The sequence below is a fragment of the Mycobacterium sp. SMC-8 genome, assembly GCF_025263565.1.
Taxonomy (GTDB): domain Bacteria; phylum Actinomycetota; class Actinomycetes; order Mycobacteriales; family Mycobacteriaceae; genus Mycobacterium.
Map to the genome: position 1 here is coordinate 5091399 of NZ_CP079865.1, position 12716 is coordinate 5104114.

9 protein-coding genes are annotated in these 12716 nt (G+C 65.0%); 7 read left to right on the plus strand and 2 right to left on the minus strand.

Going from position 1 to position 12716, the window contains the following annotated elements:
* Window positions 1-168 precede the first annotated feature (168 nt).
* Entirely contained in the window at window positions 169-774 is a 606-nt protein-coding gene (locus KXD97_RS24590) for a hypothetical protein (RefSeq protein WP_260753059.1), read from the plus strand.
* A 98-nt stretch (window positions 775-872) separates the two neighbouring features.
* On the opposite strand, the gene KXD97_RS24595 is transcribed toward KXD97_RS24590, so the two are convergent.
* A complete protein-coding gene (locus tag KXD97_RS24595; protein ID WP_260751629.1) occupies window positions 873-1448 on the minus strand; it encodes a DUF6431 domain-containing protein in 576 nt (191 codons plus the stop codon).
* A gap of 243 nt (window positions 1449-1691) precedes the next feature.
* On the opposite strand from KXD97_RS24595, the gene KXD97_RS24600 reads away from it, so the two are divergent.
* Window positions 1692-2267, plus strand: coding sequence for a hypothetical protein (locus KXD97_RS24600; protein WP_260753060.1), 576 nt, complete (start codon window positions 1692-1694; stop codon window positions 2265-2267).
* Between the two features lie 19 nt (window positions 2268-2286).
* Here KXD97_RS24600 and KXD97_RS24605 read toward each other — a convergent pair whose 3' ends face one another.
* Complete coding sequence (locus tag KXD97_RS24605; RefSeq protein WP_260753062.1) at window positions 2287-3213, minus strand: GIY-YIG nuclease family protein; 927 nt, start codon at window positions 3211-3213, stop codon at window positions 2287-2289.
* Window positions 3214-3570: 357 nt separating this feature from the next.
* Between KXD97_RS24605 and KXD97_RS24610 the strand changes: the two genes are divergently transcribed.
* The 5 genes from KXD97_RS24610 to KXD97_RS24630 all read left to right on the plus strand — a co-directional run bounded on the left by KXD97_RS24610 (window position 3571) and on the right by KXD97_RS24630 (window position 12276).
* Complete coding sequence (locus KXD97_RS24610; RefSeq protein WP_260753063.1) at window positions 3571-7293, plus strand: NACHT domain-containing NTPase; 3723 nt, start codon at window positions 3571-3573, stop codon at window positions 7291-7293.
* A 341-nt stretch (window positions 7294-7634) separates the two neighbouring features.
* Window positions 7635-8708 (plus strand): nucleotidyltransferase, encoded by a 1074-nt coding sequence (locus KXD97_RS24615; protein WP_260753064.1) that lies wholly within the window; start codon window positions 7635-7637, stop codon window positions 8706-8708.
* Between the two features lie 8 nt (window positions 8709-8716).
* A complete protein-coding gene (locus KXD97_RS24620; RefSeq protein ID WP_260753066.1) occupies window positions 8717-10288 on the plus strand; it encodes a ThiF family adenylyltransferase in 1572 nt (523 codons plus the stop codon).
* A gap of 3 nt (window positions 10289-10291) precedes the next feature.
* Window positions 10292-10837, plus strand: coding sequence for a Mov34/MPN/PAD-1 family protein (locus tag KXD97_RS24625; protein WP_260753068.1), 546 nt, complete (start codon window positions 10292-10294; stop codon window positions 10835-10837).
* On the plus strand, window positions 10834-12276 hold the full coding sequence (locus KXD97_RS24630; RefSeq protein WP_260753070.1) for an SAVED domain-containing protein: 1443 nt from the start codon (window positions 10834-10836) through the stop codon (window positions 12274-12276). Before KXD97_RS24625 ends, KXD97_RS24630 begins: the two co-directional genes overlap by 4 nt.
* The last annotated feature ends 440 nt before the right edge of the window (window positions 12277-12716 follow it).

Consider the following 12716-nt stretch of genomic DNA (forward strand, 5'->3'; position numbering starts at 1 on the left):
GATGACGAACGCGCATCGGCGGCCGGTGTCTCACCGCTCCCGCGACCAAGCGCTTCTGAGATCAGGTCGTCTCGACAGTTACCTAGCATCGAACCCGCCGCGGACCGCTCCGCAACGGGCCTCTCTATACATGCCAGACGCCGGCGGCCGGCAAACTACTGTGAGTCCGTGACTCAGGGTTGGCCAGCCGGTGCTCATCACATCGCACACAACAAGCTGCCGGACGTGCTGTGGGACGGCTCTTCTCACCATGCGCGCCTTGTGCATGAGCTGTATCCCGGCGGGGCGGCTTGGGACGCGCAGCGGGTGGCGATCTCGATCGGAACCGCTGTAGAGCTTCTCCTCAAGCATGCACTGGCACGTCAGAGTTTCCATCTGTTGCCCGACAAGTACGCGGTCGAAACGGCGCTCACGCTAGATGACAAGGGAACCATGCAGGATCACTTGCCACAGCTGACGACGGTTACGGGACTGGTTGCCTTCGACCGGGCGAACGCTCAGTGCGCGCTACAGCTGAACAAGAAGGACTTCGAACCGATCTTCCAAGTTCGTAATGCCGCGATTCATCTCGGAGTCGCGTCGACGAGGGCCAACGAGGCGGCGTTCAAGAAGATGGTGTTGCTCACCGACCGGGTGTTCACGCACCTGGGCACCGAACCCTCGGAACGGGTTCGGTACTGGGGTGGCGAGGAGGCTGTTGGCCGTCGCTCAGGATGCAGACGATGGCGTCACTGTGGATGCAGACGTGATTTCGGGGGTCGGTCTGCATTGTGACGGGGTAATCGTCGCGGCGACGCGGTGGTCGTCATGGTGACGACTGTCGGCAGGCATGGTGATGACGCCCCCGGCGGCAGCGCGGGGACGTCGGAGGGTCAGCCGGGTGGCGCCAGAAGGCGGCCGCGGGTGTACATCCCGATCAGGGTCCACGGCGGCTCACCGAGGGCGTAGCGGCGGCGGTCCCAGTAGGCCGCTGCCGACAACAGCGACAGCGCGTGGTGCAACATGTTCCCTCGGTAGCGCAGCGCGGTGAACGTGTCGGGGTCCAGGGCGAGCAGCTGCTCGGTCCCGTCGCGTGCGAGACGGTCCAGGTGCTCTGGCGGTAGTCGGCGAAGCCAGCGGCGCACGGTGGACACCGGCCGCCCCATGGTCGCCGCGATACGCCGGTGTCCGAGTCCATTTGCTTTGTGCAGCAATGCTGTTCCAATCACTGCGGTGGTGTCGGCATGGCGTGGCTGCAGAGCGGCGGGCATCACGATATGCGTTGACGAGCAGGACCGGCATCGCGTGCGGCGGGGGCGCACCGTGATCGTGGTCCCGTCGTGATCGCGCACGGAGCGCCGCCTGCCGTAGCCCCAAGAAGTCAGCTGGCCGTCGCGGCACCGCGGGCAGCGGAGTTCGCCGGCGGCGAGCAGTTTCTCGGCCAGTTCGCCGGTGCGCGCGACGATCACCGCAGAGCCAGTCCATGATCCACCAGCCTTACCTATCACCCGGGAACCGGGATAGGGGTCAGTTCGTGTTGGGCGACCGCAGAATCGACGCGTCCGCCGTCACCGATTGTGACGATCTCGGGATTCGGCATCGCGCCGGAGCCGAAATGGACTCTGCGCGAGCAGACCAGCGCGGGGTCCGTTCGTGGGCACGCTGATGATGCAGACGACCGCCGTCCCCGACCCGGGATTTCGACAACTTCAATGACGATCACCCCCGCCGTGGTCGTCACACAGAGGGACGGTCAACAGGAGGCGGAGAAGTTCGTCCGCGCGATCGTTGACGAAGCGGTCACGGAGGCAAAGGCCCGGTACGAGCAGTTGTTGCGCAGAGCGAGGGAGGACTACCAGAGGCTGGCGCGGAGCCTGGCTGATGCAGGCAGAGCTGACGTCATCAAGCAGTTCGCGGAGGTAACGCCGACGATTGATTCGGCCACCGAGGAGGCGTCGCCGCATCAGTGCCCTGCCTGCCAGAATATGGGGTGGGTGGTCTACGAGGTGCGTCGTAGCCATCCGATGGTCGAGTACTCGGATGCCGGGGAGTACGGCTACGAACCCGCGGGCGCTGCGTATGTCGAACGGGATGGCTCTGCCGACCGGTTTGAGTGCGGAGTGTGCCGACTGAAGCTGGACCGCCGCGACTATCTGGTCGAGGCTTCCATACCGCTGGAGGTAGAGCTGGAACCGGATGATGCAACGGAAGAGGAGATAAGCGACTACGAAGAGGCTCAGGTCGATTCGTATATCCAGTCGATGATCGACGAGAGGCGTGGTAAGTAGGCTCCTGCCGGCCGGCTGCTCAGTTTCGATTGAGGCCGAACTCGCGAGTCATCAGCGCCCGCTTGTAGTGGGACTCGGCGTCGTCGACCTCCGAGGGAGACGTGCTGGGACCGAACACCCGCAGGATGCTGAACCTGAAATGCCGGGCGTGGTCGGTCTTACCGCCGCCAGCTCCGATGCTGATCGTGGCGAGTTCCTTCAGCGCATGGTTGCCACCGTGGCCATCCTGCGCGTACGACTTCCAGCGTTGCAGAATCCGTTCGGCGCCATCGGCTTTCCCGACGTACTGTCTTCCGTTGGAGGAATCGGTGATCAGGTAGACGCCCTGCACCTGTGAGAGCGCGACCTGCCAGTCGGCGTAGCGGCGATCCGACACCATCTCGCCGAGTTCATGAAATGTCAGCAACACCTTGTCGAATCCAGGGAACGGCACCTGATCGCGGTCGGCGATCTCGAGGACGGGCATGTCGGCCACGCGGGCAGCGCGGCGGTGCCAGACTCGTGGAGTGTCCCACTCGACGACGAGGCGGTTGGCGAGCGACTTCAGGAAATCGCTGCGGTGCAGATCGAAGAATCGGATCTCCGCAGTGCGCTCGGCGGTGATCTCGCCGTGATTCTCGAACACTCCCCACAGCCGCGACCGTCGCTGGCCGTCAGCGACGAGGACCACCCAGAATCGCTCCGGTTCGGCGGGGAACTGCCGGGGTGAGGCGCCTTGGGACCGTGTGTATTGCCGGACCTTGTCCTCGGTCAGATCCTCCGGCCCGCGCAGACTCAACTCTTCACCGGTGTTGAAGCTATGCCGGATCACTCGCATGTCGTCCAGTCCGATAGGCGGGTCGTGCTCGGCACCGATCGCTGCAAGCACGTGGCCGAGTGTCAGGAAAGCTCTGGTGACGTGAGCATCGTCCTCGTCGTACGCCTGATTTACACGCTGAATTCCCACTGGCACGAGATTACGGCCACGGTCGAGTCCAAGGGTTAAGCGCCGGCGCCGAGACTCTATCCTCTAGGGATCTCACGTTGGACGGTGACCGAGGACGCGAGGCCCCCGGCTGCTCACCGCGGAAATGGCGCGGTGGCGCTCCATGAACCCCACAGCACCAACGGCCCCTCCGACACTCTCAAGCCTTCCTGTTTCGCTCGCGGCAGCCGGGCCGCCCGAGGTTACCGGCGTGCCCGAGCTACCGCCAGCTGCTGGACCCGCGGACTGCCACGTTGGAGGCCAGCGCGCCGTTGTTTTGCGGCAGCGCGGTCCTCGGACAGTACCGGGCGTCGCCGGTGGGCGTGTCACACTGGATGGATGGAGGGGGGTCGACTGCTCGGCAGGGTCGGCGTCGTCGCCATCAAGAAGCTGATCGAACCTTCTATCCGCGACCGGTTGCTCGCGGCGATCAAGGACCATCCCGAGGCTGTGCCGATGACCGGCGGCCAGCGACGCAAGTTGCTCAGGCTGCTCGCTTCCCGGGAAGCTCTGGATGCCCTTTATGACCAGGATGACGCCGGCACAGCGCGACTGTCCGCCCTTATCGCGGCGCGGGTACTGCCTGCAGCGCCCCCCGACGAAGCCTACAAGCTCGCGTCCCTTCTGGTCGCTGAGTTCATCGGTGCTCTCGGCGCGCACGAGTCCGCTAACGCGCTGAGCTACAAGCTCAGGCTAATCGGTGATGCCGTCGAACAGAGCCGAGACGAAGTCCGCGTGCTCAGTCATGCCATCGGCACCGCCAACGAGGCGGGGCAGGCAATCGGCGACGTGGAGGTCGACAGGGCCGTCGCGCAATTGGTGGAGGCGTCGAAGTCGGCGCGCGAGGTCATCGCCCCAGAAGTTCTGCCCAACGTCGATCGCGTTGCGCGACTAGCGCGCGCCGGCGGCGGATCACTCAACGACGTTGCGACACCCGTGGCGGTGATCGGAGAGGGTGGGCTCGGGAAGAGCGTGCTGCTGCGTCAGCTCTACGACAGCTTTGTGGGCATCGGCGGCGGCCCAGCGGTTCCCTTCCTAGTGTTGTGCTCACGCATTCCGACCTCTGCTGCCTTGACGAGCCCTGCTGACATCGACAGGGCGTTGGGCGCAGCAGCGATTGGCGCTCGCGCCGACGGCGTCGATGCGAAGCCCTCTTGGCCCCTCACCAGGTTGATCGACGAGATCGTGCGAGACGACACGCCGGTCGCGATCCTGCTCGACACTGTGGATCTCATTCTCAACGACACGAACGCCGACAGTATCGCGAGCGTGCTGAGGTCTCTCGCCGGCCGTTGCAGCCTGTGGTTCTCTTGCCGGGAGCAGGAATATCTGAATTTTCTTGATTCTGAGCGCGATCTGATCAGAACCCGCTATCAATTGCCCGGTCTGACCGCAACGGATATTCAAGACTGGGCGCGCAGGTACACCGATGCTGTGGCCATCGACGCTGATCGCCGCGATGCTTTCCTCGCCAGCCTGAGGCGCGCGGAGGCGTCAGCGGTGTGCGCCACACCGCTGCGTCTCGCGATGACATGCGACATCTACGCATCTGTCGGCGCCATTCCAGACGACCTGACGGTGACCGAACTGTACAACCAATACTGGAACCGACGCATCGCACGTGACCGCCACGGTAGGGTTACTGCCGCAGCGCGCTCACAAGAGACGACGGTCGAAGCCATCGCCAGGGAGATGTGGCAGTCCAGCACAGACCATCTCGTCATGTCTGCAGCGGGAACCTTGGCAACCGACGACATGGCATTGGAACGGCTCAGAAGTGACGGTGTACTCAAACAGGTCGGCGGTCGATATCAATTCTTCCACCAGACCTACGGCGAGTACGCCATCTCGCGCTTACTGGGTCGTGCAGGCAGCGCCGGCGACCTTCGGCGGCTTTTCAATCTCCTCGACGACGGAGTTGCAACCGGATTATGGCCGGTTGCACGATATCTGGTAACGCTGACGATGTCGGATGAACGCTATGGCGCCGTCGTCGACGCGATACCGGTGACGCGGACTGAGGGTGTGCGCTTGCACTTCCTCGGCGCTTTCCAGCGGCATGACGCGGAACTTGTTGTGCGACTTGGGCAGGCGGTCGACCAAACACTGATAAGCACCGGCATAGCCGTAATGGCCGACGCACCTCAGGAGTGCCTCAAGGCCGCGTCAGACATCGCTATCGGCTGCTTGCGCGCAGCCACGACATCCGATATCGGACCCATCGCCGCGACATGCGTGCGGCTCTACCACGAGATGCCGGACACCGACCGCCCGGCCTTCGTTCGGAGTTTCCTGAGTGCAGTCCTCAGCCGCGACCCGTACGTCACCAAGGAAACTCTTCCGTCGGTGGTGACTCGCTTCATCGCCAATACCGTGGCCACGAAGTTCGACACAGCGGTCATCGCCGTCTTCATCGACTTCTACACCAGTGATAGCACCGAATCGACTCCCCTCGAGCTTCCTGCTGCTGCCCGCGGAGCCCTGCTGAAGGTAGTGGAGGCCGGTCCCACAGGTCCGCAACTCCAAACCCGCTTGCTGATTAATGCAGCCCACTGTGAGTGCCCGACGGGTGCCGTGGACGCCGTGGCGGGCCTGTTGACGCGCAATTGGGAGGACCCCGACTTCCGCAAAGCGATGGGATGGAGAGACATCTCGGAGATGCTCGAGGCCAAACTCCCGGTGCGTTGGGACGCCTGTCAGGTACGGCTCGCCGACGCGCTCTGCGAAGACGAGTTCATCGCCAAAGGGGTGCTACTTACGGCATTCAGCGATGCGCCGCTCAAACGGGACCGTTGGGCGAATGTCGCGATGTTCATCGCTGATCGTCACCAAGGGCTCGTTCTCGACACGATACTGGCCCTGCCGGATGATCTCGCCAAACCCGCGATCGGCACGGCCTGCAGCGTGGTCAATCATGTCGCCGATGCACTGACGGCGCCCCAGCGCGAAGCGCTCGCCCAACGCCTGCCGGAATGGATCGGCGCCGATCCGCGCCGCGTGTGGCCCTCGCTGATCAAGGTGTCGACTGATGATCCCGAACGACTTCGAGATTGCGCGCGTCAAGTAGCGCGCGTGTCGGGGCTTTCGCCGGCGCAACAGGCGGCGACGATTCGTAGTTCGTACGATACGTTCCTCAACGCCTGTAGCCCAACGCAACTCGCTGATATCGAGGTGGAGGTGCGAGCGCTGCTGACGGACGCAAAGGACGATCGGGAAAGACTGGCCGAGCTCGACGGGCTGGTAATCGAACAGAACACGGCGGCGCGTGAACACGTCACCCGTCATCTGGACGGCGACCCCACCAATGCCGCATTCGCCGCCACCCGAGGCGTGACGGCCGCACTGCGCGCCTGGCGCGGCGGCGACGTTGGTGCCGATATCTCGGCGTGGCTGTACAGCTTGCTCGACTGCCGCCACTCGAACTGCGTACGTCTACTCGCCGCCGCCCTCGATGAGATGGCGTCGCAGATCGTGCCGCCGTCAGGTCCAGTTGCCGAGCAGATTACAGCCCGACTCTTGAAATCGCTTGCGGCCAACGATGATCCGCAGACGCCGGCGTCGCTGATCGCGCTGCTGATCATGCTCGGCAAGCACGACCGGCTTAGTGATGAGCTTCGTTTCACTGTTGTCGAAGCGCTTAGAGGCGCGGTGATCGAGCGACTACCGGCAGAAACACCCAAGGCGCAACGACGGCATCTCCCGGCGCTTTTCAATCTGTACAAGCAAGCGTTGGCGGCGTTGAGAATTCCGTACTGCACACTGGACGAGGTTCAGCGCGTGGTGCGTGCGGTTCTGACCGAGTTTGACGTTGCCGATATCGCGAACCGGTCGCGACGCCCGATGGCTCATCTGCTGATCACCGCGGCGAACCGGGATGCGTCCGTTCTGCCTCTGGTGGTGGAGCTGTGGCCGACGGTGTCGGATACCAATAAGGGCGCCATCGCCGAATGCATCATGTACTTCGACGCGAATACTGACGGAGCCAGGAGCAAGCAACTGGCCGGCAGGGACGATTGCCCCATCGATATCAAGAACAGCGTTTATACCCAGTTCCCTCTGTAGTTCGGCGCGCAGCGTTGCTCCATGGCAAGGAGTGCGCCGCCGCGGCACTATCGTGCCCCTGGCCCCGGTCCGAGTCCGGAGCCCGGGTCACCCGGCCCGAGCGGGACGGCCACGCCCGATGATTGACACAAGCGTCCGTTGTGTCGGACCCCGCCGGTACGATGTGCTTTCGAACATCTTGGCGGATGGAGCGACCGTGTCACAGCCAAAACTCCCCCGCGTCACCCGCCGCCGCAGTCGACGTGCACGGCGACCGCAATGTTCACGACGTGGTGCATCTGTGCGTGCTCCCGTCGGCAATGCCTTGATCCATACGAATTCGACTTACTTGCAGGAGCACCATGGAGGCACTCGATGCCGAGTTCGCCCAGGCGGTACGCAACGTCAGCATCCACGGCGACAAGCGCGACCGGGCCATCGACGCACACACCGAGGTGCGCGACTTACTCGAGGCCGATGCCGAGCTGAAGAGCTGGGGCATCGACGCCCGGCTCATCGGCTCCTACGCGCGCTTGACCGCCCGGTATCCCGGCAAGGACGTCGATGTCTTCCTGCGCTGCACGAAGCTGTCGGTGCGCCACAGTCCGGAGAAGATCTACAACGCGGTCGAGCGCGTGCTCGTCGACGCCTACGGCGTGAAGGGGGAGGTCCCGGGCGGGCGCGTCATTCCTCAGGCACGGTCGCTGAAGATCGAGTTCCCCGAGCCCGAAGGCCATTTCAGCGATGATGCGTTCGCCATCGACGCAGTGCCGGCCGTCCCCTGGGGTGAGCACTGGGCCATCCCCAACCGTGACCGCGACCAATGGAACAACGACGAGGGCCGCTGGATCAAGACCAATCCGGTGCAGTTCGCCAAAGATACCGATGCGCTGGCCACGGCCGCGTGGAGTCCGACGGTCGGCGGCGAAAATGCCTACCGGCACATCGTGCGGCTGCTCCGTCAGGTCCGCCACGTTCACCTCGGCGGGCAGCGACCCGGCGGCCTGTTCGTCGAGGTCGCCGCGTACTACGTGTGGAACGAACAGCTGGTCACCGGAACCACCTACGCCGAGCTGCTCGCCGCCACGATGGAACACGTCGGCGCTAGATTGATCGAGTGTGCCGACGACGGTCTGGCCGACCCGGTGCTCGGTACGTCGCTGAAACCTGCCCTGGATCCGTGGCAGTGGAGATCGGCCGGGCAGACCTTCGAGCGTCTGGCCGGTGAGGCCCGCGCGGCGCTCAACTCGGAACGGTGCCGCGCAGCGAAGCTGTGGCGCGACATCCTGGGTACGAACGACCGGGGGCAAATCCTTCCGCTGCCCGACGGGTGTGATGCGGCCGGATTCCCGATCGGGGCCGTCACCGCGGTGGGTGCGCTGGGCAGCAATCAGCCGCGTGGCTTCGCCACGCCGCGTCTGGATACTCGCCGCTGAGCAGGCTGTTGGATACCTACGACGACGCCGCATTTGATCGGTTCTGCTCCGACCTGGTCAACGCCGGATTCTCTCCCAACGGCGACCACGACGCGCCGTGCTGGACGGGGCCCATTCGGCCGAGCCTGCGCGCCCATACCGACGCAACCCGCATGCGGATCCAGTTCTACCCCGGGTGGCCACTACGTTATGCCCACGTCGTTGTCCCCGGCCTGCGCACCGGCCATGCCTCGCAGGGCACCATCTGCCTGTGGGCCGAAGACGACCCGGCCCAGATCAATGGCCGCGAACTACAAGGACTTTGGGACCGCCTCGACCAGTGGGCCGCCGCAGCCCAGGACGGTTTCAACCCCGAAGACCGCGCGCTCGACGCGTACTACTTCTACGACGCGCTGAGCTACTACCGCGCCGAGCTGCCGCTGCACGACCTGATCGCCGGCGGCACACCCGGGTACTCCGCCGAGGTATTCGGCACTGTGCAGGGCAACTCGCTGCTCATCGGCACCGGCAACCCACCAGACCCTCGGAACATCGGCAAACCGGTCCTCACGGGAGCGTTCTACCTGCTCAGCCAGCTGGCAGACCCTCCGCGCACCCTCGACGACGTGCGGGCGGCACTCAAGCGCCGCCAACGCAGAAACCTCGCACGTGGACTCGCCGCACGATCCGACACAGTGTTCCCGCAGCCCAGCAGCGGACACAATTTCATCGCATTGGCCTGGCCCCGCCACGATGCTGACCACGACGCCGTCGTAGTCAGCTTCACCGGTACCGGCGACACCCTGCACACGGCGGCACTGGCTGCGACCCCCAACGACGCGCAGGCGCTGCGTCGACGCGCAGGGCCCGATGCCGACCGGCTCGCCGACAAGACGGTTCTGATCGCCGGCGCCGGATCTGTCGGCGGACACGTCGCCGTCGCCATGGCCTCCAGCGGCGTGGGCACCCTCCACGTGTACGACCGCGAGTTTCTCACCAGCACCAACGTTGTTCGCCACGTCAGCACCCGCCACTTCGTGGGATACCCCAAAACCGTCGCCGTGGCCGCCGCCGTCGAGCAGCACGCCCCTTGGACCCGGGTGGCCGGCCACGACGACCTGCCCTACGACCCAGCCCAGCTGCGCGCCCAGGTCGCCGATGTGGATCTGGTCATTGATTGCACCGGGGTGTTGCCGCTGACCGCCGCGCTTGCTGAGACATGTCGGCGCCGGGGCGTACCGCTCATTGTGGGAGCCCTGTTCCACCACGGCGCGCTGGTCCGGGTGCAGCGCCAAACCGCAGGCGACACCCCGATCGCGGCACGGCCGACCCACCCACGCTTTTTGGCACTACCACCTGATATCGACGCCAACGGTCGGGCTCGCGCCGGTTTCCTCGAACTGGGATGCACCGCACCGGTGAACAACGCCCCGCCCACCGCGGTGCTCACCGCAGCGGCCGATACCGCCGCCGCCGCCATCGATGAGCTGACCGCTCGGCGGCAGCGACCCGAAGAACGCATCACCGTGCTCAGCCCGATGAACCCACCTTTTCATCGCATCGGCATCGTGGATCCCGCCGACACAACAACGTCGGAGTAACACGTGAACACCAGTACGCGACTGTGGCTCACCGAAGCCGCCCACACCACCATGACAACCGCTGCCGCACAGGCACACCCTGACGAAACCGGCGGCATCCTGATCGGCGTCTACCAGGACGGGCATCCATGGGTGATCACCGCCATCGAAATCCCCACCGTCGACCGGGGCCGATCCCACTACCGCATCCCCGGCGGCACCGACCACCCCGCCGTGCTCAAGGCACGCACGGCCGATCACCGACTCGGCTACCTCGGCGATTGGCACAGTCACCCCCACGACGTCGGCCACAGCCCCACCGATCTCGCATCGCTGGCCCTCATCTCGATCACAACGCCACGCCAGCCCAATCCAACCCAGATCGTGGTCCGCAGAACCGATCACGGATACACCCTCGATGCCCGACGCATAGTCACCCTGATCCCCCGCGCCTGCACCGTCACACTGACGGGCGGACTTCGCGGGCAGACACCACGCAACGACCACCGCGATCACCCCACGAACGGCCCTCACGCACCCACCACCGACCTGCCAGGAGCCCCCGCATGACCGGCTACGAACTGCCCAGCGCCACCGGCGTCCGCATAACCGGTGACGAATACCAGTGGCTGCACGTCTGGCGGGCGTGCATGGAAGCGCTGCACCACAACCTGACGGGAAACACCGACAACCCCACGCTCGCCGTTGGTGTCGAAGAACCCGGCGTAGGCAACGGCGACGACGTCGTGCGGTACCGGCAGCGCCCCCCGCACGTGTACACACAGGCCAAATACGCCGTCGACAACCGCATGCCGGTCGGCCTGACCTACCTAGACGAAAAGGGCATACTCAAGAAACTGGCGACGACACACAAAACCCTCACCGCCAACGGCGATCCCGTTGAAATGCGGCTTGCCACCAACCGCCCGCACGATCCCACCGACGTCCTGCTCAAAGACCGAGACGGTCGCGACAGCAGACTGGTCCCCCGCGCCGCCCAAGGTGGACCGAACTCAGAGCGCGGGAAAGCACGGACAGCATGGGCAACGGCCGCCGGCACCGACGAGCCCGCGCTGATGGCCCTGCTCGACGACCTCCACTTCGATATCGCCTACGACTATCCACGTCTACGCGAGGAGGTCGCCCTTCTGATGACCGCCAACGGTTTGCGATCGGACGACAATGCCATCGACCAGGGCACGAAGTGGGTATCCCAGCAAGTCATCGCCGGGCATCGCCGACTGACCCTGGCAGACATCAACGAAGCCGTCACCACGCGGGATCTTCAGGCCGGCTCACCATGGACCACCGTGTCGATCGCGACCATCAAGCACGACGAGCTCGCCGACCAAGTTGCCGTCAGCATCGACTGGGTAGAGCGCATCTCCGGAGAAAAGCCCTGGCACCGCGTGGCCCCCGCACCGCCGTATACATGGGCCGATCTTGCCGGCGAAATCGCCACCGTGCCAGCGCAACTCGGCAGTTCCCGTCGCATTCTGGCGACGGGGCACATGCGTCAAGCAACGGGCTTCTTGCTCGGTGCTGAATTGCGGCGGGTTCTGCGCTACGAGGTCGGCATCCGCCAGGGCGACCAACTATGGACCAGTGAAGTTGCCACAGCGCCTCTCGACCTCGACGTGACCAAGAATCGCATCGGGCAAGGCTCTGACATCGCCGTCATCGTCAACGTGGCCGCCAACGCGGCCGGCCAGGCAACCGATTGGATTGTCCAGAACGCGTTGCCCGTCGACACGATTCTGACCGCCACCCCGGCAACCGGACCGGGCCCAAGCGCGGTGACCACACCCGTGGCAGCTAACAGCCTTGCCGTCGCCATCCGCGACCTCGCACGCGACCACGCCAGCTCCGCAACACTGCATCTGTTTCTCATTGGCCCGCTCGGGCTGGCCGTGCTCCTCGGCCACCACTGGAACCGCGTGACGACGACACTGGTCTACGAACATCTCGGCCCACAGGGTTACGAGCATGCCTTCACTGTGGACTCGTAGGCTGGCTCCGACGGCCCAACGCCACGACCGTGGCCTGCCGGCTATCGGCGGCTTTGGAGAACTTCGGGTCCGATCTGTAACCACACCGGGCGCTGGCCCGGCACGAATTGTTGCCCATCATCGACCGTGCATGAGGCGACTGGGTCGCCGTGCCGCAACGCATGGACCCTTAGCGCAGGCAGACACCCACCCTGCGGCGTCGGCGAACGTCGTTGAGCGGATCAGCACCTGCGTCAGCGCATTGGTTGCGCGCGGTCATCTCGCCGAGATTCCGCACTTCACGATGCCGATCGATCCGCTCTGCGACCACCGGTTCGGTCCCCGCACCACAAACAGTCACCTAGCGCCATCGCCTGCCCTCTCCCGCCTGGACACACGGACGGCTCGGCGGGCCGAACGGGTGGCTGCGCCGTCGGGCGCCCGACGTGGCCGGTTCACCC